The sequence below is a fragment of the Caballeronia sp. LZ065 genome (assembly GCF_031450975.1).
Taxonomy (GTDB): Bacteria; Pseudomonadota; Gammaproteobacteria; order Burkholderiales; family Burkholderiaceae; genus Caballeronia.
In genome coordinates this window covers 1,517,866-1,538,013 of sequence record NZ_JARUXV010000004.1, presented here as the reverse complement: position 1 = coordinate 1,538,013, position 20,148 = coordinate 1,517,866, and the positions used below count along the sequence as shown (strand labels likewise).

Genomic DNA, 20,148 nt, shown 5'->3' with positions numbered 1-20,148 from the left:
CCGCTATACTTGCGCGGCACACCGCGTCGTTTTACCCGGACGATGCGCTTTCCGGCGATCGGCATCATGCACTTCGCGCACAGCAATGCGCAAAAATAACAGGACACACAGGTAGCGTCTTCATGCTGACGTCCAACATTACTCGTTTCGTCACACTCGCCATCCGCCGCCCGGTCTGGATTATCGCCGTTTCGCTGCTGCTCGGCGTGCTGAGCGCGATCTACGTCGTTCATCATTTCAGGATCAGCACCGACGTCAGCCAGCTGATCGAGACCGAGCCCGAGTGGGCGGCGCGCAGCAAGGCCATCGACCAGGCCTTTCCGCAGCGCGGCGCCACGTTGCTGATTGTCGTCGAGGCGCCCGCACAAGAGTTCGCCGATGCCGCCGCGAACCAGCTCGCTGCCGCGCTCGCCAAGGAGCCGGAGCGTTTCAAGTCGGTGTCACAGCCTTCCGGCGGCCCGTTCTTCGAGCACGAAGGCCTGCTCTACCTGCCTGCCGACAAGGTCGAGCAAGTGACGAAGCAGCTCGTCTCGGCGCGTCCGCTCATCAACACGCTCGCTCACGACCCGACGCTCACCGGCCTCGCGCAAACCCTCAACACCACGCTCAACCTGCCGCTGACGCTCGGACAAGTCAACCTCGGCCAAATGGCCGGCTTGCTCGGCCATGCCAACACGGTGCTGACACGCGTGCTGGCCAATCAGCCGGCCGCGTTTTCGTGGCGCCAGCTGGCGGATTCGGGGTCGTCGAGCAAGGATGCTCCGGGACGCGCATTCATCACCGTCCTGCCCGACCTGGACTTCAATGCGCTGAAGGCGGCGGCGGGCACCTCCGACGAGATCCGCGCGAAAGCCGCCGAACTCGGCCTCGACAAAAAGTACGGCGCCAGCCTGCATCTGACCGGCGCCCAGCCGCTCGCCGACGAGGAATTCGCGTCGGTGCAGGACGGCGCGGCGCTTAACGGCGTGCTGACCTTTCTGGTCGTGCTGATGATCCTGTGGGTCGCGCTGCGCTCGAAACGCATGATTCTGGCCGTGTTCATCACGCTGTTCGTCGGCCTGGCGATCACGGCCGCGCTCGGCCTCATGATGGTCCACGCGCTCAACATGATCTCGGTTGCGTTCATGGTGCTGTTCGTCGGGCTCGGCGTGGATTTCGGCATCCAGTTCGGCGTGAAATACCGCGAGGAACGGTACAAGCACAAGCGGCTCGATGTCGCCCTCGCGGAAACCGCGCGCCATGTGGCCGTGCCGCTGACGCTCGCCGCCACCGCGACCGCCGCGAGCTTCTTCTCGTTCCTGCCGACGGCCTATCGCGGCGTGTCGGAACTCGGCCTGATCGCAGGCGTCGGCATGTTCGTCGCGTACCTCACCAACATGACGCTGCTGCCCGCGCTGATCAAGGTGTTCGCGCCGCCCGGCGAGGCGCATTCGCCGGGCTTTCCGGTGCTCGCGCCCGTCGATGAATTCCTCGACAAGCATCGCAAGCCGGTGTTGATCGGCACGCTGGTCGTGGTGATCGGCGCGCTGCCGCTGCTGTTCAATCTGCGTTTCGACTTCAATCCGCTCCATCTGAAGGATCCGCACACCGAGTCGATGGCAACGCTGCTTTCGCTCAAGGATTCGCCCGAAGGCGCGGTCAACGATGTCGCCGTGCTCGCGCCGTCGCTTGCCGACGCGGACCGCATCGCGGCGAAACTGGACAAGCTGCCGGAAGTCGGACGCGCGACCACGCTGTCCTCGCTGATTCCCGGCGACCAGCCGCAAAAGCTCGCGCTCATCAAGGCGGCCGCTGACCCGCTGCTGCCCGCGCTCGATCAGCCCACCGCCGCCCCGGTGACGGACGAGATCAGGGTCGCGGCGCTGAAACGCGTGTCGAGCCAGCTGTCGCTCGCCGCCGACGAGCATCCCGGCCCCGGCGACAAGGAAGCGAAGCAGTTGTCGCAGACGCTCGCGAAGCTCGCCCAGGCCGACGCCGCCACCCGCGACCGAGCCGAACACGCGCTGGCCGACCCGTTGCGCATCGCGCTTGCGCAACTGCGTTCGCTGCTGACGCCCAGCGAAATCACCCGCGCGAGTCTGCCGGCGCAGATGGTCGAGACCTGGGTGACGCCGCAGGGTCAGGCGCTGGTCGATGTCTCGCCGAAGATTCCACCGGGCGCCGATCCGAACAACGACGCGCTGCTCGCCCGTTTCGCCGATGCCGTCCAGAAGGCCGAGCCGGATGCGATCGGCGGGCCGATCTCGGTGCGCCATTCGGCGGAGACCATCATCAAGTCGTTCCAGCAGGCGGCGCTGTACTCGCTGGCCGCCATCACGGTGCTGCTGTGGATCGCGCTTCGCCGTTTTGGCGACGTTCTGAGAACTTTGGTACCGTTGCTCGTTTCCGCGATCGTGACACTGGAGCTGTGCGTTGTCTTCAGGATGCCGCTCAACTTCGCTAACATCATCGCGCTGCCGCTCATGCTGGGCGTGGGCGTCGCGTTCAAGATCTACTTCGTCATGGCGTGGCGCTCTGGCCAGACGCGGCTGCTGCAGTCGAGCCTCACGCACGCCGTGATGTTCAGCGCGGCCACCACCGCCACTGCGTTCGGCAGCCTGTGGTTCTCGCATCATCCGGGCACCTCCAGCATGGGGCGGCTGCTGGCGTTGTCGCTCTTCTGCACGCTGGTCGGCGCGGTGGTCTTCCAGCCTGTCCTGATGGGCAAGCCGCGCCGCGTACGCGCCGCGGACCGGGCCAGGCTGCGCGCTGCACAACGACATGACAACCTAAGAGGAATTAAAGAATGAAGTCGGGATCGACGGCGTTGACCCCTCGTGCAGTGCGCAACCTGGGGATGGGACTGGCGATCGCGGGCGTGCTCGCCACCAGCGGCTGCGCGACCGGCCCGGATCGCAATCCGCGCGATCCGCTCGAGCCGATGAACCGCAAGATCTTCACGTTCAACGACACGCTCGACACTTACGTGGCGAAGCCCGTCGCGCAGTTCTACGTGGACTACACGCCGAGCCCGTTCCGCACCGCCGTCAGCAACTTCTTCTCGAATCTCGGCGATTTCTCCAACTTCGCCAATAACCTGCTGCAGCTGAAGATCACCGATGCCACGGAGGATCTGATGCGCATCGCGATGAACTCGGTGTTCGGCCTCGGCGGTTTGATCGATATCGCGTCGCCGGCGGGCCTGCCCAAGCATCATCAGGATTTCGGCCTGACGCTCGGGCATTACGGCATGCCGTCGGGTCCGTATCTCGTGCTGCCGCTGCTCGGCCCGAGCTCCGTCCGCGACTCGACCACCTGGCTGGTCGACTGGCGCGTGAACCCGCTCAGCTATACCGATGCCGAGATCCGCTGGCCGCTGTATGGCGTGAACTTCGTCAGCGCGCGGGCCGATCTGATCGGCGCGACCGATCTGCTCTCGGCGGCCGCGCTCGACAAATATGCGTTCGTCCGCGATGCCTACACGCAGCGCCGCCAGTATCTGCTGACCGGCGGCGGCGCGTCCACGCTGCCCGATTACGGCGACGAGGGCGCGAGCGCGCCGGAAGGCGCCAGTGCGCCGCCGGGACAGAGCGGCGGAAGCAGCCAGGAGCAAGGCTTGCCGACGTATGACGATCCGGGCGCGGCGGCTTCGCCGGCGGGCGGCGTCGGCGGCAAGTCGCCGGCTCCTGCGGAAAATGCGCCGAAGGGCGCGCCCTCGCCCAGTTCGAGCAAGGCGCAAGGCCTGCCGCAGTACGACGATCCGGCGGCGCAGCCCGCCAAGTAAGTCCCCTCCACATGAAAAGGGCGCCGTTCGACGGCGCCCTTTTCACTCAATGGGCCGCTTCTTCGGCTTGGGCTTCGAACAGGTCATCGCCCGACATGGCGGGCGCTTCGACCGGGCCCTGATCGCGCCGATAGGCTTCGAACAGTTCATCGGCGTAGCGGATTTTCGTGCGGCCGTGCGGCGCGGGCTCGCCCTGCGCGCTCAGGTTCACGAACACCATTCTCTCGACCGTCAGAATGCTCTTGCGCGTGATCTTGTTGCGCACTTCCGCGCGCAGTGTGATCGACGTGCGGCCAAAATGCGTCGCGGCGATGCCCAGTTCAATGATGTCGCCTTGCCGCGCCGAGCTGACGAAGTTGATCTCCGACATGAACTTGGTCACGACGCGCTGATTGTTCAGCTGGGAAATGGCGTAAATGGCGGCTTCTTCGTCGATCCAGCGCAACAGGCTGCCGCCAAACAACGTGCCATTGGGATTCAGGTCTTCCGGCTTGACCCACTTGCGAGTATGAAAATTCATCTGTTACCTCACTTTCTGCTGCCTGCACCGCGATCTCGACCGAGATCAGCTGGCGCGGATAATTAGGGTTTTCCCTGATTATATCGCGATAGGGGTTAACCCGCAGAAAACAAGAAATAAATGAAGCTTCAGTTGACGACGAGCGCTTGCGCCGTTTCGAGGGCACGGCGAGCCTGAACGAGGGTGTTGCGGGCGTCGCGCGCGTCGCCGGCGAGGCGCAGCAGGCCGCCGAGTTGCGACGGCTGGCGCAGCAACTCGCGCAGGATTGGACCGATGGCGGTGGTGCCGTCATCGCGTAGACCGGCCGTGGCGGCGGGCGGCAAGGTGCGCCACGCCGGGTCGATGACCGCGCGGCACACGGCGAACGGCAAACCCCGCGCCAACGCCATGCTGCCCGCCACGTGCGATTCCATATCGACGGCCAGCGCGCCTGTCGCATGATGCAGTGCGTGCTTTTCGGCTTCGCTCGTGACCGGCGCCGCGACGCCGGCCATCTTGCCTCGCCGCGTGAGCCGCTCCATCGGCGTGCCCGTCAACGCGGCAACGATGCGCGCGGACCAGGCGGGATCGGTCGGCACTTCGCCTAGCGGCCCGCAGACGCTATCCGCAATGATTAACGCGCCCGGCGCGAGATCCGGCGCCAGACCGCCCGCCGTGCCGAAGCTGATGATGCCGGAGCAGCCGCGTGCGATGGCGTCGGACAGCGCGCGTTCGAGCCAGTCGCTGCGCGCGGCGAACACGACATCCACGCCCGGCCCCCGCACGATCTTCGCCTCGAACGCCATGCCGGTCACGGCCACGACAGGCCTGCCGGCAGAAGCACGACTCGCGTCAGCGCTCACATGGCCGCCACGACGCGCGTAAGGCCTTCGCGCGTCAGATTGCGGTAGCGCGCCAGCGCCCACAGCGGAAAGAACTTGCGATAGCCGTGGTAGCGCAGATAAAACACGCGCGGAAAGCCGGTCGCGGTGAAGCGCGTCTCGTCCCACAGGCCATGCGTCTGCTGCGTGCGCATCAGATAGTCGACGCCGCGCGCCACCGCCGGATGCTCCACCAGCCCCGCCGCCATCATGCCGAGCAGCGCCCAGGCCGTCTGCGAGGCGGTGCTGATCGCCGGCTCGTAGCTGTGATAGTCGAGCTTGTAGCTTTCGCCGTCCTCGCCCCAGCCGCCATCGGCGTTCTGGATGCCGATCAGCCAGTCCGCCGCGCGCTTCATGCGCGGGTCCGTCGGCGCGACGCCGGCGGCGTTCAACGCGGACATCGCCGACCAGGTGCCGTAGATGTAGTTCATGCCCCAGCGTCCGTACCAGCTGCCGTCGCGCTCCTGGTCGTTGACGATGTACTCGAACGCACGGCGCGCGGGCTCGCTGTTCAACGAGGTTTCGCCGAGTTGCGCGAGCATCGACAGACAACGCGCCGAGACATCGACAGTCGGCGGATCCAGCAGCGCGCCGTGATCGGAGAACGGAATGTTGTTCAGGTAGAACTGGGTGTTCTCCGGCTCGAACGCGCCCCAGCCGCCGTCGCTGCTCTGCATGCCGACGACCCATTCGCGCGCCCGGGCGATCGCCTCGCCGTACATGGCCGTGCCGTTTTCGCGATCGGCGCGCTCCATCGCCATGACGACGACCGCCGTATCGTCGACATCCGGATAGTGCGGATTGGCAAACTGGAATGCCCAACCGCCCGGCCGCACATGCGCGCGGCGCGAAATCCAGTCGCCGCGCACGTCCAGGATCTGCAGCGGCACCAGCCAGTCGAGACCGCGCTTCACGGCCGCGCGCGCCTTCGGCATGCCGGTTTCGAGCAGCGCGTGCGCCGCCAGCGACGTATCCCACACCGGCGACAGGCACGGCTGGCAATACGCTTCGCCATCGTCGGCGGGATCGACGATCAGCAGCTTGTCCAGCGACTTGCGCGCAATCGCGCGGTTCGGATGCTCGGGCGGATAGCCGAGCACGTCGTACATCATCACCGAGTTGGCCATCGCCGGGAAAATCGCGCCGAGACCATCTTCGCCGTTCAGCCGCTCATCGACGAAACGCACCGCTTCATCGATCGCGCGCTCGCGCCCGCCTTTGGGCAGCAGCGGATCGGTGACGCGCAGCACCGAATCCACCACGCGAAAGAACGCAAACCAGCCGCGCTTCTGATGCCCCGCGCGCGCCGGCATGCCGGTGTTGACCGGCGGATTCGTGAATACCTCGTCGATGCGCACGCCGCGCGGATTGCGCGCCCGCGGACGCTTGGCGTTGAGCACCAGCATGGGCACGATCACCGTGCGCGCCCAGTAGGACACCTTCGACAGATGGAACGGGAACCACATCGGCAGGCGCATGATCTCGACCGGCATCATCGGCACCGCGCGCCACGACACCACGCCGAACAGTGCCAGCAGGATGCGCGTGAAGACGTTGACCTTCTCCGCGCCGCCGGCGGCGAGGATCGCGCCGCGTGCGCGCTGCATGTGGTCGGCATCCGGCGAATCGCCGATCATCTTCAGCGCGAAGTACGCCTTCACGGTGGCGGAAACGTCCGTCTTGCCGCCGTCGAACAGCGGCCAGCCGCCGTCTTCGCGCTGGATGCGGCGCAGGTAGCGGCCGATCTTCGCTTCGAGCGTCAGGTCCGCCGTCTCGCCGAGGTAATGCACGAGCAGCACGTATTCGGCGGGAATCGTCGCGTCCGCTTCGAGTTCATAAAGCCAGTAGCCGTCAGGGTGCTGCCCCGCGAGCAGCGTGTCGGTGGCCTGGTTGATCGCGGTATCGAGTGTGGATTTCGAAACCTGCGCGCCCACGGCCGACAGGGACAAGTCGTTCATCTGCGTTCCATCGATGGGTTCAGCAGCGCATCCGCGGCCTTCTGGCCAGAGCGGATCGCGCCTTCAATCGTCGCGGGCAGGCCGGTCGCCGTCCAGTCGCCCGCGAGTGTGAAATTCGGCCAGCGCGTGCGCGTCGCGGCCCGCAAACCTTCCTGCGCCGGCACCGCGGCAAAGGTCGCGTGCGCTTCCGCGACGACCTGCCAGGGCGGCATGGGCGCGGCCGGCAGGCGCATCGCCCGGGCGGCTTCCTGCCACGCGGTCCGCGCCAGTTCCTCGTGCGGCGTCGCGAGCCAGCGATCCGCGCTCGCGAATGTCACCGTCACGCGTTCGTCGGCGACGAACAGCCAGTCCGACAGGCCATTGACGAGACACGTCAGCGGCTCGAATCCATGCGGCGCACCGGTCAGGAAATGCACGGTGACGATGGCCCGCGACGCGTCCGGCGCGTTCAGGCCCGGTACGAGCCGGCGCGCCGCAGCCACCGGCACGGCGAGCACGACGCCGTCGTCCGGCGCGAGTTCCAGCGGCTCCGCTGCGCCGCCGAGGCTTCCCGGCGCACGCTCGAAAGCCAGCGAGCTTACACGCTCATTCGAATCCGTGCCCGATACCCCGATGCCCGCCACCCGCACGCCCAGCCGGATATCCGCGCCGCCGTACTGCAAGAGCCGCAGCGCCGGGTCGACGAACGCGTGCGACAAGCCGCTCTTCGCCACCAGCGGCCGGCAGGCGTGACCGCCGGCCATGACCGTCTCGCGCAGCAGGCTGGCTGCCGTTTCGGCGCTGGCTTCGGCGGGATCGGCGTTCAACATGACGCGCAGCAGCGGCCGCGCCAGCAACTCCCACGCGCGATCCTTCCTGCGCACGGCTTCCTCGACGGTGCGTCCCGGACGCAGGAAGAACAGCGGCAGCAGCGACAGATAATCGGCGGGCTGGGTGCCGGGCACGCGCGCGTGAGCGTCGAAGATCCAGCGCGGCAGCCGCCCCGGCGACATGCGGATGGACCACGCGTCGCCGCTTGCGCTATCCCGGAACGGGTAGTCCGCGTGTGCCGGCCCGGTCAGCGCATCCGTCGCGCCGATGGCCCGCAGATACGCCATCGTCGATTGATTGCCGGACAGCAGCAGATGATGACCGTTGTCGATGGTTGCGCCGAGTCTGGCGTCGAAGAACGAGCGGCACCGGCCGCCGGCAAACGGCTCGGCCTCGTGGAGCACGACGCGCGCGCCGCGCCGCTGCGCCTGGACCGCCGCGGCGAGACCGGCCACGCCCGCACCAATGACATGGACCCGCCGGGACATCAGAACAGATTGCGCGCCACGATCCACAGCAGGCGCGAACGCGGCGTGCGCACGCGATTGCGCGGCAGGTCGAAGCCGCGTTTCAGATTGGCGTCGAGCACCGTGCGATACGCGGCCGACATGATGCGCGGCGCGCGCACCTGGGCGCGCGGCGAGGCGGCCATGATCGCGTCGGACTGGGCATAGTGGCTCTTGGCGCGCTCGGCTACGACGGCGCAGACGCGCGGCAGACGGGCGTCGGCGACGATGCTCGCCGCGTCGCTCGTGGAGATGCCCTCGCGCGCGAGCAGTTCGCGCGGCAGGTACACGCGGCCGATGTCGGCGTCTTCGTCGATGTCGCGCAGGATGTTGGTCAGTTGCAGCGCACGCCCGAGATGGTGCGCGAGGCGCCGGCCGGCGTCCTCGTGCATCCCGAAGATCCTCACCGAAAGACGCCCCACGGCGCTCGCGACGCGGTCGCAATACAGGTCGAGCGTGGCTTCGTCGGGCGCGACGATGTCGCCGGCGGCGTCCATCGCCATGCCGTCGATGACGGCCTGGAAGTCGTCGCGGGACAGCTGGAAAGCCTGGATGTGCTGCGTGAGCGCCTGCAGCGACGGTTTCGGCGCGCCCGCATAGCAGGCGTCGATGTCTTCGCGCCAGCGGTCGAGCGCGAGCGCGCGTTCGCGGCGCGGCAGGGTGCCTTCGTCGGCGATGTCGTCGACCGCGCGGCAGAAGGCGTAGATCTGGTACATCGCGTCCCGCTGACGGGCGGGAAGGATGCGCATCGCCAGATAGAACGAGCTGCCCGACGATGCCTTGGCGGCGTCGGGCGCGGGTTCTTCAGCGACGATGTTGGAAACGGCCAAGACGGACTCCGCTGTGGCGCCCCCACGGGCAAATTTAGGGATCGTGCGCCGGCTTCGGAAACAGCCCGATGCGCGCGGAACAACCTGGCGCTTGTGTGATACCGGGGGCTGATCGAAAAGGAAGGCCGGCGCGAACCGGCTGCGACTGCGCCGGAAAGCGGCTCAGAGTATATCAATAGTTTTGACGATTGCGCCCGGGCCGCGCCCGTCGGGCGCTGCGGCGAACCGCGGCCCGTCAGGCGAACCCGATCGCGCGGTTGCGTCCTTCCCGCTTGGCCGTGTAAAGCGCCGCGTCGGCCTCGTTGATCAGCGCCTCGTAGGACGACGTCACGCCCGCGCGAGCACGCGCCACGCCGACGCTCGCCGTGACCGGCACGCGCGCGCCCTGCACGTCCACGGGCGTCTCGCCGATCGCACGGCGCACTTTCTCCGCGACGATCATCGCGTCCTCGAAGTTCGTGCACGGCAGCAGCAGTGCGAACTCTTCACCGCCGAAACGCCCGAACACGTCCTGCACGCGCACGCTCCGGGCGACGCGCTCCGCCATCACGCGCAGCACGGTATCGCCGACGAGATGGCCCAGCTCGTCGTTGATGCGCTTGAAGTGGTCGAGGTCGAACAGCAGCATCGCCAGTTCGCCGCCGTAGCGTTGCCAGCGCTGGAATTCATCAGCGAGGCGCAGTTCGAAATAACGCCGGTTCGCGATGCCCGTGAGGCCGTCGCGGTCGGCGAACTCCTGCAGCTTGGCCACGGCTTCGTCGCGGGCGCGCTGCATCATGCTCGCGTGGGTGGCGTCGGAGATCGTCACGCAGACCGCGCGCACCTCGCGCTCGTGCGTGAGCGGCATGAAGGTGCAGTCCTGCTGCATGTAGTCGACCCCGCCCGTGATGGGCCGGTCGTGATCGAACTTGAACAGATACGGCCGCTGTTCCCACGAGCTGAACGTGAAACTGCCCAGCTGGAACACGCTCTCCACCTTGCGCGTGAACCACACGCGCGGCAGCTCGGGAAAGCTCAGGAAGATCGACTTGCCGATCACCTGCTCGGCCGTCTTGCCGCTGTGATCCGCCATGAAGCGGTTCCACATCAGCACGTTGAGATCGCGGTCCAGCACGAAAATGCCGAAACCCACGCGCTCGATCACCAGTTCACTCAGCACGTGGCGCAATTCGTTCATGCCCGGATCCTGGCGCGTTCAGAGACTGGAAAGAAGCGCGTCGAGCGCTTCGTTCATATGCGCGATGGCGTCTTCGGCCATCAGCATCACGAGATGAGCGCGGAAGCTGTGATCTTCCAGCGCGAAATTCACTTCGAGCAGCAGCGCGGTTTTCCACGCGAGCATCGCGGGCTGAAAGACCTCGTCCAGCCCGATGTCTTCGCCAAGCATGCCCGGCGGCGAAAAGATGGGCGAACGCCCCAGTTGGTCGAGGATGCACGACACGCACGCACCCATCAGCACGGTCGCCACATCGAAGACGAGCTCGGTGCGGGTGGTCGCCTCGTAGGTGGACTGCGTGTAGGGATCGTCGACGAGCGCGCACAATTGCTCCACGCTGGCGCTCTTGCAGAGCACGATGGCCTCGCCCTTGATGTCGGAGCGAAAGCCCTGGCGCACCGCCGTGACCGTATCCGTGATGCCGGTCATCTCGCTCAGCGCGGCGGACGCCTCGGCCACGCTCACCACGCGCACGCGCGGCACCGAGAGCTCGATGAAGGTGCCGAGCAGCTTCGAGAGGCGCGTCGCGGCCTGGCCCATCGCCATGTTGGCGACTTCCTGCAGCGCGTCGCGCTGATCTTCGTTCAGGGCTTCGTTCAGGGCTTCATTCAGGGCTTCATTCAGGGCGGTGTCAGCCATGGATACCGTACTCCTTCAAAACGGGACGCAGCGCCTCGGGCGTCACCGGCTTCGGCAGGAAGGCGATCGCGCCAAGCGCGCGAACCCGCTCCTGGGCGAGCGGCTGCACGTCGGCGGAGACGACGATCACGAAGGTATTCAGATCCTCGTGCTGCAAGGCATCGAGCACCTGATAGCCGGTCATGTCGGGCATCGTCAGGTCCAGGAACATCACTGACGCGCGGCCCGCCCGATAGTGCTCGAGCGCCTCCCGCCCATTGGTGGCGTAGGAAATCTCGACGTCCCAGTCCGGCGGCAGCGCGCGTGTCAGCACCTTGCGCGCGAGCAGGGAATCATCGGCAATGACAATCGGCAACGGCATGGGCGGCGGAATGGTTGGGCGGTTTCGGGCTGAGGACATTCATGTCGACCGACACGGCATGCACTCGCAGTTCATTACGGCATCCACGGGGCGATCTTTAAGAAGGCACTTCATGGATCGACCGGTGCGCAGGCCTTGGCCCGGCGGCCGGAGGAACGCTGTCGGCGGGAGAGGTCGTCGGCGATGAGCCAGGCGCGGCGCATGTGGACGTAAGCGCGCCAGCCTGCGGGCGTGCGCGGCGCAGCGGCCATGTGCATGGGGCGCGCGGCGGTGTGGGTCTCGAACGGCGTCATGTTGCCTGCCCCCCTGCATGGTCCGGCTGATGGACGGACCGTGGCCTTTTGTCCCTCGTCTGGTCGCGTGGCTCGCCCGGCTTGTGCCTTTTCGAGCCCTTTGCTTCCCCCGTACGCGCCGCGAGGCTGCTTGTTCTCCGAGACGCTCTGACGGCGAATACATCGGAGGATTACATTGTCTGACTATCAGAATGTCAAAGCAACTCGTTGAAGGCCACGGCGAGGATTTAATCGATACAAGTTTCATTTTCATGAGATGATTCATCTCAGACAGTGGCGAGTAACGTTAAGTTGTCACTTTTGTGTACGTTTGCGCTGCCCATAATCTCGCTAACTTGCCTGCTGATCCATGGGCTCTGGCACCTGGCGGATTCTTGCGCAGGGTCTCGTCGGCATGTTTCGTGCGTGCTCGTTGCGGTTGGACCGTCGAAACGACGGTGTGACGGCCGTTCCGCCCGTTTGCACGACGCCCGGAAGCAATTTGCCCGGGTAAAGTTTCCAACTCGCTGCCAAAAATGACGCTGCAACGTGACGAGTCCGACGCCGGACCTGCCGCTGACATGCGGCAGGACGAATCGCCGCTGCCGGCGGTTCCTGAGCGCAACTTCAGCGCGCAGCGCATGACGCTTTACGCGCTGCTGATCGCCGCGATCGTCCTGCCGTGCATCTATGTCGCGGTCATCGCGTGGACCAGCTATCACGAGCGCGTCGCCAACGCATCCGAACTCGTTGCCCGTAGCGCCCGCGTCGCCGAAGAGCATGCGCTCAAGGTGTTCGACCTCAATGTCACGCTCAATGCGCGCATCGTCGATCTGCTCGACGACCTCGACGCCGGCGCCATTCGCCGCGATAGCGCGGTCCTGCATCAGCGCCTGAAGGGGATCGCGGGGGCTTATCCGCAAGTGGCCGCGGCGTCGGTGTTCGGGGCCGACGGCGCCCTGCTCGCGACCAGCCGCACGTTTCCCACGCCCGACATATCCGTCGCGACCCGCGACGACTTCACCAGCCTGCGCGCGGGCCAGCAGCTCGCGCAGATCTCGCGCGTGATGACGGGACGCGTCGCGGGCGAACAGGTCTTCAATACGGCCGTCGCCCGCACCACGCCGGCGGGCAAGTTCGACGGCATGGTGTCGATCGCGCTGCGCCCCGCCTACTTCTCCGACTTCTATCGCGAGCTGATCGGCGAAAATCCGAGCGTGTCGCTCGGCCTCGCGCGCATCGACGGCGAAGTGCTCGCGTGGTATCCGCCCCGGCCGCCCGGCCGCATGTCGCTCGCGCCCGCCTCGCCGCTGCGCGACGCCTATCGCGCCGGACTTCGCAGCGGCGTCGTGCGGATGGTGTCGGGACTCGACAACCAGTTGAAGATCGTCGCGTTCCGCCGGATCGGCAACTATCCGCTCTACGTGTCGAGCGGCTTTCCCATCGCGACGATCTGGTCCGACTGGTACCGCCATCTCAGCGTGCTCGCGCTGTCGATCTTCGCGCCTTGCATCGTCCTGTGGGGCGTGATCGCCCAATCGCTGCGGCGTCTCGCCATCGAGGAGGAAGCCTGGGAACGCTGGCAGGCGGAAGCGTCGATGCGCCGCTCGATCGAATCCGCCTACCGTCAGGCGCGCAAGATGGAAGCGCTCGGCAATCTCGTCGGCAGCGTGGCGCATGACTTCAATAATCTGCTGATGATCGTCTCCACCAACGTGCAGATTGCGCGGCGGCGCGGCGCACCCGGACTCGACCGCGAACTTACGGCGATGGAACGGGCGCTGAAGAGCGGCCAGTCGCTCACGCGGCAGTTGCTCGGCGTCGCGCGCAAGCAGCCGCTGCGCAGCGAGACGATCGGCCTCGGTAAATGGGTGCCGTCGGTGCGCGAGTTGCTGCGCGCCTCGCTCGGCGCGAAGGTGGCGTTGAGCGTCGATGTCGCGCCGGACGTGTGGCCTGTGCGCGTCGATCCGGCCGAACTGGAGCTGGCGCTCATCAACGTCGCGGTGAATGCGCGCGATGCCATGCCGAACGGCGGCACCTTCACCGTGCGCGCCGACAACGTGCAGTTCCGCCATGAAGACGGCTTTCCGATCACTGGCGACTTCACGCGGCTTGCGCTGGAGGACACCGGCGTCGGCATGAGCGCCGAGGTGCTCGCGCGCGCGTTCGAGCCGCTCTTCACCACCAAGCCGAAGGGCATGGGCACGGGGCTTGGACTGCCACAGGTCTTTGCGTTCTGCGAACGCGCGGGCGGGCTTGCGACGATCGACAGCGCGATCGGCGCGGGCACTTCCGTGCGCCTGTTCCTGCCGCGCGCCGCGCCGGCCGCGCAGGGCGCGCCGGTTGCCGGACAGGCGACGGCCACCGGGGAAGCGGAGGGCTTGCGCGTGCTGCTGGTCGAGGACAACGAGGAGGTCGCGGCCGGCACGGAGGCGCTGCTCACGATGATGGGCCACCAGGTCACTTACGTCTTCAACGCCGATACCGCCGTGACGGTGCTCGAAGCCGCGCGCAAGCAGGCGCCCGCGGACTTTCCATTCGATGTCGTGCTGTCCGACATCCATATGCCGGGGAAGCTGAACGGCATCGATCTGGCGGAACGCTTGCAGCACTTCGAGCCGCATCTTCCGGTGATTCTCGTCACCGGTTACGCCGAGGAACTGGACCGCGCGCGGCAAGTGGGGGCGCGCGTGCTGTCGAAGCCCTTCGACATCGCCTTGCTGGACTCGCTGCTGCGCGCGATCCTCGCACGCACGCAGGGCGTGGATCTCTCCTCCGCTGCCGAACGCGACGCGCGTTCCATCGACCGTTAATCCACGTCTCCGAAAGCCGGCTTTTTGCACACGATGTTGTAAAAGCCGCGCCCGCTGCCGAGCGTCCGCGCGGCCGTCCAACGGGTGCAGGCATCCGGCACGCGAGTTGCGTGAACTCGTCCATGTGCGGCGGCACTCTTCCGCCGGTACGACCTTTCGCCCATCCTCAGGAGGCGCACATGCGACATACCGTTATCGGAGTTTTCGACACCTACGCGCAGGCCGAGGATGCACGCTCGGCGCTCATGACCGCAGGCTTCGCGCGCGCGGATATCGAACTTCAGGCCAACCCGAAACGCGACGATGCCGCCGCGCCCTCCGACATGCCCGACGCCGAAACCCATCAGCAGCCCGGCATGCTGGCGAGCATCGAGCGCTTTTTCAGCATGCTGTTCGGCGGCCGCGATCAGCCGCCCGAAGTGGCGCATTACTCGGAGGCCGTGCGGCGTGGTGCGGTGTTGGTGGCAGTGGATACGCCCAGCGTCGAGCAGGCCGATATCGCGCGCGCCACATTGACGGACCAGGGTGCCATCGACATCGACGAACGCGCCGCCCGCTGGACCACGCTCGAACACGGCGCGGCGGATGCGCCGTTGCGCGCCGAGGACGAGCGCGATCACTCGGTGCTCGACGAACTGGGCCTCGGACGCGGCAGCGCCGTGCCGGGCCGCGAGCCGGTGAATGATCCGAGCATGACCTGGTCGGGCGCCCGCGCTTATCCGCGCACCGATGCTTCCGACGTGGCCGCGGAACCGCTTCTGGACCCGCTCGCTGATCCTTTGGGCGACCCGCTGACGCGTCGCGACGCCGCCGCGCTGGCGCCGCGTGATTACATCAGCGATCCCGCCGACGATCCGCTGCTCGGGCGTGAGGTGCGGTCACAAACGCAAAGTCCGTCGATGAGCAGCGCGCGCGATCCGCTGACCGGAACCACGGGCGGACTGCGAAGCGACTCGCTGTCCGAGCGCGATGCCCTCGCCGGCCGCGATCCGCTGCGCACGACCGGAGCCGTTCCTCCGGAACGTGCCGCGCTGGACGAATCGATGACGCAACGCGAACCGGTGCCGGGCGTGCGCACGGACACAGGATCGGAATGGCGCTCGGTCGAGCCGCTGAGCCCGCTCGACGAACCGGCCGCGCCGTATCAGGCGTCCACGGCGCGCGCAGTGGGGTCGTCGCCGGACCCGGTGATCGCTTCCGCCGGAACGCAGGCCGCCGGCCCGGTCGGTCCGGGCGGATCGGCAGCGCCTTCAGCCGTGCCGAACGAGTACATGGAATACGAGGAGGATTTCCGCGCGGACTACGACGCGAAATATATGGCGACCGGCGAGCCCTATGAGGACTATCAGGGCGCGTACCGCTATGGCGCGATGCTCGGCAATGACGACCGGTTCCGCAGCCGCGCGTGGGACGATCAGATGGAATACGAGATGCAGCGCGACTGGGAAGGCCGTCATCCGGAAGGCCATACGTGGGAGCGCTTCAAGGCTGCCGTGCGTCATGGCTGGGATCGCGTGACGGGACATCATCACGTCTGAAGCACGGTTCGCCCAAACAGAATCGGCCCGCTCGCGCGGGCCGCTTTTTTTTCCATCGCCGAGCGGACGGCGGTAGTCCGCTATCAGGCCGCCACGCGCTCTCGCACCCACGCGACGTACTTGTCCACGAAGGCTTGCAGATACTGGCGCGTGTCGTCCGCGACGATCTTCCCGCTGGCATCGATGCGCTTGTCATCGTGCTTGATGTACATCTCCGGCTGATTCATCAGCGCGATATCGAGGTAAGCGCACACGCCGCGCAGGTGCGATTGCGCGATCGCCGTGCCGATCGCTCCCACCGAGGTCCCGATGATCGCGCCCGGCTTGCCGCCCCACACGCTCTGGCCCCACGGCCGCGAGCCCCAGTCGAGCGCGTTCTTGAGCACGCCCGGCATCGAGCGGTTGTACTCGGGCGTGACGATCAACAGCCCGTCAGCCTCCGCGATCCTCTGCTTGAATGCGCGCGCCGGCTCAGGGTAGTCGCTGTCGTAGTCCTGGCTGTACAGCGGCAGGCTGCCGATATCGAGAAACTCGAATGAGAAATCGTCCGGTGCGAGTGATACGAGTGCGTGCGCCAGCTGCTTGTTGAACGATTCGCGCCGCAGGCTTCCTACGATCACCGCGATCTTCAAGGCCATGAGATCTCCCCGTCAAAGAATGCAAAGGTGGGTGACACGGACGATAAAGCGGTCCGCATTCGCGGTCGAGGTTGAGGTCGACACGCGCGTGCCCATGATAGGCGGATCGCATGAAAGCTGAAAACGCCTGGATTTCGTCGCGCGCCTATTTTTGCGAGGAATTGAGCAATCCAGCCCGGACCGCACTGCGACGCGGTTCGCGCCCCTCTATCCCCATCTTTATCCACAGAAACTGTGGATAAGTTGAACGCAGGCCTACAGCATGTTTAGTTTTGATACGCAAACGAAACAAAGCACCTCGCGCAAACGAATCAACTGCGGATTCAATTGCGCGATTCAAGCCGCTCACCGGCTGGCGAGCGCCGTGCAGCGCTGTTCTGGACGCTGACCACGTGCCGCTGCGATCGAAGGATAAAAGCGGCGTCTGCTGCGGCGAATGACGCCACCGATGCAATCAATGTGACAAAAAACCGCTTCATTTGATACGCCGAATCAATTTCGCGACAAGTCGCGCATTCGAGCGCATCTGTGAAGCTTCTACATACAAAATCTCAGGGGATTGGCTAATCATTACGGTTGTCGCAACAATGGGGCATCAGCCATTCAATCGCATTCGACAACAATGTGTTGGCTCAATCGGTATTTTTGTCCAATAGGTTTCCTTCTAGACTTTTCCTCAAGCGTCACCCCGGCGCAGAAACGGATTCAGGAGAGTTGACATGAATAACGCCAAAGTTACGTTGATCGGCGGTGTGCTGCTGTCTGCGCTGCTCGCCGCGGCTCCGGCCTTCGCGCAATCGGCTTTTGCCGGCAAGACGCGGGCTGAAGTCAAGGCGGAACTGGCGAGCGCACGCAGCGCCGGCGATCTCGACGCCGTCAACGCACTGAGCTATCCGCAACTGCGACCGTACCAGGAACGCCATGCGCAGCAACTGCGCGCCGATGCCGACAACGGCCACACCACGCGCTGAACGCTCGCGCCACGCATTCAGAGGAAGCCCGTCTGAGCCCTCCCTCCTCCACCATCGAACAGAAGGTGGTTTCGCCCGACGCTCCCGCGCCGGGCGTTTTTTTGCCCGCGCGGCGGCAGCGGCTCAAAGCAGCATCGTCAGACAGGCGGTCACGGTGACGAGCGAGCAGGCGGTCGAGACGAGAATCGTGTTCGACGTCACGCCGCCCTCCCGCCGATAGAACTCAGCCAGCATGAACGGACCCGTGCCGGTCGGCAAGGCGCTCAGGATCACGGCGGTCTTGGCCAATAGCGGCGGCAGATCGAACAGATGAAAGGCCAGCCACCAGGTCAGCAACGGCTGCGCAATCAGCTTGAGCAGCACGAGCGCGCCGATGGTCCGCTTGTCGTGCGCGCCGGTCTTCGCACCGAGAAACAGGCCAAGCGCCACGAGCGCACACGGACTGGCCGCGTTGCCCAGCAGCTTCAGCAACGCCTCGACGCCCTGCGGCACATGCACGCCGGCACCACTCACCAGCGCGCCCGCCAGCGGCGCGATCAGCAAGGGATTCTTCGCGAGCGACTTCGCGACGCTGACGAGCGTTGCCCACGGATGCTTCTCGCTCTGAAGCCCCAGTTCAATCAGCACGATCGCGATGGCGAACAACACGCACACCGTCATGATCATCGCGATGACAGCGGGTGCAAGACTCGCGTCGCCGAACGCCAGCAGACAGAGCGGCAAACCGATGAAGCCGCTGTTCGGATATGCCGCGTTGAGTCCGTCGATGCTGGCGTCCGCGAGTGGCCGCGCCTGAAGCAGGCGGACGACGAGTGTCGCGATGAAGATGACCGCCGAGCCGATGCCGAAAGCAGCGATGAACGCCGGCTGGTCGAGCGAGGTCCACGGCGTCCTTGCCATGATGTCGAAGAGGAGCGCAGGCAGGGCGAGATAGACGACGAAGCGATTGAGTTCCGAAGCCGCCGACGGGCCAAGCTTGTTGAGTTTGCGACACGCGTAGCCGGCGAAGATCAGACCGAAGACGGGCAGGATGATGGTGAAGAGCGGCTTGAGCAAGGCGGTGACGAGCGTGTCCGGGAAGGTGCGAGAGGATACCGCGAGTCAGAAAGGTGAGACGTTGCGGGAGGCGGGCAACGGTGAGCCGACGGAGGCAGGGGCGACTCACTCCAGCCCCATCCTTATGGATATCGAAACATTCGCGCAAGCTGATTTGCGTGTTTAAGTGCGCCTTGCAAGTCTCTGTTTCAGAACGCATTAAATTGAGCGAGAAGTTTTAGACGCCGCCGTGCGTCGCGACGATTCGCCATCGGTCAGAAAGGCGAAGTGACGTGCGCCGGATCCTCCAGCCGGTTTGAGGTGAGGGAATTCGGGACGTCGCGAAAGGTGAGCCGCCGCCGTCGTGCGAGCTCCCTGAATCCGCCTTTTTCGGGCACTTTCAGGCGTATTCAGGCTCTGCCGGACCCGCACGATACCGCGCATGCCGGCATGGATCGCGCCAAAGGTGAGAATCTTCGGGAGCGCTCCTATTCGGAACGAAGCTTGCTGCAACGCTGTTTTCGGACACTCCTCACACGTTGACGCGACATGACAATGAAGAAAGCCCTGGCTTGGGGCGCTACGGCGCTCGTGCTGATCGGCGGAATAGGCGCACTGACCGCGTGTGCATCGAACGGGTCGCGCAAAAAGGGCAACGAGCACGTTCCGGAACCGTCGAAGGCCGTCGATCTCGATCGCTATCTCGGTCACTGGCACGAGTTCGCGCGCTATGAGAACCGCTTCGAGCGCAATTGCGAAGCGGTCACGGCGAACTACGCACGGCGCGAAGACGGGCTCGTGTCGGTCATCAATGGCTGTCGACAAGGCGGCCTCGACGGCCCCTATCGTTCCGCCGAGGGACGGGCGAAGGTCGTTCCAGGCTCGAACGGGACCAAGCTGAAGGTGTCGTTCTTCGGGCCGTTCTACGTCGGCGACTACTGGATCCTCGATCATGCCGACGACTATTCATGGTCGATCGTCGGCGAGCCGAGCGGACGCTATCTGTGGATTCTCACGCGAGACGCGAAGCCATCGGCGGAACTGCGCCGCCTGCTTCTGACGCGCACGCAGGCGCTCGGCTACGACCTCACGATGCTGCGCGAGACGCAGCACGATTGAACCGAGAAGGATTACTGGCTCGCCTTGCAGGCGACGAGCAGCGTGTTCTGATTGTTGTCGGTGGATTGATCGAGGACATCGTAGCCGCTCGGGCAGAGCGCCTTCGCGTTGTCGGTGCAGTTGCGCCAGCCGCCGTAGCCGGGACACTGGATCTGCTGCGTGGGACGTCCATCGGCGGAAAACAGCGGCGGCGCGCTGCTGCATCCGGCGAGCGCCCACGCGCTGCCCGCGAGCATGACTGAAAGGCCGATTGCCGTGCCGATCTTCATCCCTTACCCCTTTGATTCTTGGTCGTTATT

Annotated in this window: 18 protein-coding genes; 6 read left to right on the top strand and 12 right to left on the bottom strand. The window is 65.7% G+C overall.

All coding sequences use genetic code 11. The features are described 5' to 3' along the window. Positions 1-122 precede the first annotated feature (122 nt). Both QCE63_RS33580 and QCE63_RS33575 read left to right on the top strand, forming a co-directional pair. On the top strand, positions 123-2,789 hold the full coding sequence (locus QCE63_RS33580; protein WP_309839211.1) for an MMPL family transporter: 2,667 nt from the start codon (positions 123-125) through the stop codon (positions 2,787-2,789). After that, positions 2,786-3,763 (top strand): MlaA family lipoprotein, encoded by a 978-nt coding sequence (locus QCE63_RS33575; RefSeq protein ID WP_404990220.1) that lies wholly within the window; start codon positions 2,786-2,788, stop codon positions 3,761-3,763. The genes QCE63_RS33580 and QCE63_RS33575 overlap by 4 nt, the downstream gene beginning before the upstream one ends. A gap of 46 nt (positions 3,764-3,809) precedes the next feature. On the opposite strand, the gene QCE63_RS33570 is transcribed toward QCE63_RS33575, so the two are convergent. The 9 genes from QCE63_RS33570 to QCE63_RS33530 form a co-directional block, all read right to left on the bottom strand. Beyond that, a complete protein-coding gene (locus QCE63_RS33570; protein ID WP_309839209.1) occupies positions 3,810-4,283 on the bottom strand; it encodes a hotdog domain-containing protein in 474 nt (157 codons plus the stop codon). 128 nt (positions 4,284-4,411) lie between these two features. Further along, positions 4,412-5,068: a phosphorylase gene (locus QCE63_RS33565; RefSeq protein ID WP_309839386.1), complete on the bottom strand. Its 657-nt coding sequence runs from the start codon at positions 5,066-5,068 to the stop codon at positions 4,412-4,414. Positions 5,069-5,121: 53 nt separating this feature from the next. Beyond that, the gene (shc, locus tag QCE63_RS33560) at positions 5,122-7,101 is read right to left on the bottom strand and encodes a squalene--hopene cyclase (protein ID WP_309839207.1); all 1,980 of its coding nucleotides are present in this window, start codon (positions 7,099-7,101) and stop codon (positions 5,122-5,124) included. Further along, positions 7,098-8,399 (bottom strand): hydroxysqualene dehydroxylase HpnE, encoded by a 1,302-nt coding sequence (gene hpnE / locus QCE63_RS33555; protein ID WP_309839205.1) that lies wholly within the window; start codon positions 8,397-8,399, stop codon positions 7,098-7,100. The genes shc and hpnE overlap by 4 nt, the downstream gene beginning before the upstream one ends. Continuing rightward, a complete protein-coding gene (gene hpnD, locus QCE63_RS33550) occupies positions 8,399-9,247 on the bottom strand; it encodes a presqualene diphosphate synthase HpnD (protein ID WP_309839202.1) in 849 nt (282 codons plus the stop codon). The genes hpnE and hpnD overlap by 1 nt, the downstream gene beginning before the upstream one ends. A gap of 235 nt (positions 9,248-9,482) precedes the next feature. Further along, complete coding sequence (locus QCE63_RS33545) at positions 9,483-10,424, bottom strand: diguanylate cyclase (protein ID WP_309839200.1); 942 nt, start codon at positions 10,422-10,424, stop codon at positions 9,483-9,485. A gap of 18 nt (positions 10,425-10,442) precedes the next feature. Next, complete coding sequence (locus tag QCE63_RS33540; RefSeq protein ID WP_309839199.1) at positions 10,443-11,102, bottom strand: chemotaxis protein CheC; 660 nt, start codon at positions 11,100-11,102, stop codon at positions 10,443-10,445. Continuing rightward, a complete protein-coding gene (locus QCE63_RS33535; RefSeq protein WP_309819094.1) occupies positions 11,095-11,463 on the bottom strand; it encodes a response regulator in 369 nt (122 codons plus the stop codon). Before QCE63_RS33535 ends, QCE63_RS33540 begins: the two co-directional genes overlap by 8 nt. A gap of 110 nt (positions 11,464-11,573) precedes the next feature. Next, positions 11,574-11,756 carry a hypothetical protein gene (locus QCE63_RS33530; RefSeq protein WP_309839198.1) on the bottom strand — a complete coding sequence of 61 codons (183 nt, stop codon included), beginning with the start codon at positions 11,754-11,756 and terminating at the stop codon, positions 11,574-11,576. Positions 11,757-12,271: 515 nt separating this feature from the next. On the opposite strand from QCE63_RS33530, the gene QCE63_RS33525 reads away from it, so the two are divergent. Together QCE63_RS33525 and QCE63_RS33520 are read left to right on the top strand one after the other, a co-directional pair. After that, positions 12,272-14,548, top strand: coding sequence for a response regulator (locus tag QCE63_RS33525; protein ID WP_309839196.1), 2,277 nt, complete (start codon positions 12,272-12,274; stop codon positions 14,546-14,548). 179 nt (positions 14,549-14,727) lie between these two features. Further along, complete coding sequence (locus QCE63_RS33520; RefSeq protein WP_309839194.1) at positions 14,728-16,086, top strand: hypothetical protein; 1,359 nt, start codon at positions 14,728-14,730, stop codon at positions 16,084-16,086. A gap of 83 nt (positions 16,087-16,169) precedes the next feature. On the opposite strand, the gene QCE63_RS33515 is transcribed toward QCE63_RS33520, so the two are convergent. Next, positions 16,170-16,724: an NADPH-dependent FMN reductase gene (locus tag QCE63_RS33515; RefSeq protein WP_309839192.1), complete on the bottom strand. Its 555-nt coding sequence runs from the start codon at positions 16,722-16,724 to the stop codon at positions 16,170-16,172. A gap of 719 nt (positions 16,725-17,443) precedes the next feature. On the opposite strand from QCE63_RS33515, the gene QCE63_RS33510 reads away from it, so the two are divergent. Beyond that, positions 17,444-17,695 carry a DUF4148 domain-containing protein gene (locus QCE63_RS33510; RefSeq protein WP_309839190.1) on the top strand — a complete coding sequence of 84 codons (252 nt, stop codon included), beginning with the start codon at positions 17,444-17,446 and terminating at the stop codon, positions 17,693-17,695. A gap of 123 nt (positions 17,696-17,818) precedes the next feature. Here QCE63_RS33510 and QCE63_RS33505 read toward each other — a convergent pair whose 3' ends face one another. Then, a complete protein-coding gene (locus QCE63_RS33505) occupies positions 17,819-18,751 on the bottom strand; it encodes an AEC family transporter (protein WP_309839187.1) in 933 nt (310 codons plus the stop codon). A gap of 534 nt (positions 18,752-19,285) precedes the next feature. Here QCE63_RS33505 and QCE63_RS33500 point away from each other — a divergent pair. Next, positions 19,286-19,849: a lipocalin family protein gene (locus QCE63_RS33500; protein WP_404990219.1), complete on the top strand. Its 564-nt coding sequence runs from the start codon at positions 19,286-19,288 to the stop codon at positions 19,847-19,849. Positions 19,850-19,860: 11 nt separating this feature from the next. Here the strand turns inward: QCE63_RS33500 and QCE63_RS33495 are convergent, their stop codons facing one another. Next, positions 19,861-20,118 (bottom strand): hypothetical protein, encoded by a 258-nt coding sequence (locus QCE63_RS33495; RefSeq protein ID WP_404990218.1) that lies wholly within the window; start codon positions 20,116-20,118, stop codon positions 19,861-19,863. Between the last annotated feature and the right edge of the window lie 30 nt (positions 20,119-20,148).

Bases quoted from the DNA above. Each gene is read 5' to 3' on its own strand.
- QCE63_RS33580 (WP_309839211.1), top strand. From the start codon at position 123: ATGCTGACGTCCAACATTACTCGTTTCGTCACACTCGCCATCCGCCGC.
- QCE63_RS33575 (WP_404990220.1), top strand. From the start codon at position 2,786: ATGAAGTCGGGATCGACGGCGTTGACCCCTCGTGCAGTGCGCAACCTG.
- QCE63_RS33570 (WP_309839209.1), bottom strand. From the start codon at position 4,283: ATGAATTTTCATACTCGCAAGTGGGTCAAGCCGGAAGACCTGAATCCC.
- QCE63_RS33565 (WP_309839386.1), bottom strand. From the start codon at position 5,068: ATGGCGTTCGAGGCGAAGATCGTGCGGGGGCCGGGCGTGGATGTCGTG.
- shc (WP_309839207.1), bottom strand. From the start codon at position 7,101: ATGAACGACTTGTCCCTGTCGGCCGTGGGCGCGCAGGTTTCGAAATCC.
- hpnE (WP_309839205.1), bottom strand. From the start codon at position 8,399: ATGTCCCGGCGGGTCCATGTCATTGGTGCGGGCGTGGCCGGTCTCGCC.
- QCE63_RS33545 (WP_309839200.1), bottom strand. From the start codon at position 10,424: ATGAACGAATTGCGCCACGTGCTGAGTGAACTGGTGATCGAGCGCGTG.
- QCE63_RS33540 (WP_309839199.1), bottom strand. From the start codon at position 11,102: ATGGCTGACACCGCCCTGAATGAAGCCCTGAATGAAGCCCTGAACGAA.
- QCE63_RS33535 (WP_309819094.1), bottom strand. From the start codon at position 11,463: ATGCCGTTGCCGATTGTCATTGCCGATGATTCCCTGCTCGCGCGCAAG.
- QCE63_RS33530 (WP_309839198.1), bottom strand. From the start codon at position 11,756: ATGACGCCGTTCGAGACCCACACCGCCGCGCGCCCCATGCACATGGCC.
- QCE63_RS33525 (WP_309839196.1), top strand. From the start codon at position 12,272: ATGACGCTGCAACGTGACGAGTCCGACGCCGGACCTGCCGCTGACATG.
- QCE63_RS33520 (WP_309839194.1), top strand. From the start codon at position 14,728: ATGCGACATACCGTTATCGGAGTTTTCGACACCTACGCGCAGGCCGAG.
- QCE63_RS33515 (WP_309839192.1), bottom strand. From the start codon at position 16,724: ATGGCCTTGAAGATCGCGGTGATCGTAGGAAGCCTGCGGCGCGAATCG.
- QCE63_RS33510 (WP_309839190.1), top strand. From the start codon at position 17,444: ATGAATAACGCCAAAGTTACGTTGATCGGCGGTGTGCTGCTGTCTGCG.
- QCE63_RS33500 (WP_404990219.1), top strand. From the start codon at position 19,286: ATGAAGAAAGCCCTGGCTTGGGGCGCTACGGCGCTCGTGCTGATCGGC.
- QCE63_RS33495 (WP_404990218.1), bottom strand. From the start codon at position 20,118: ATGAAGATCGGCACGGCAATCGGCCTTTCAGTCATGCTCGCGGGCAGC.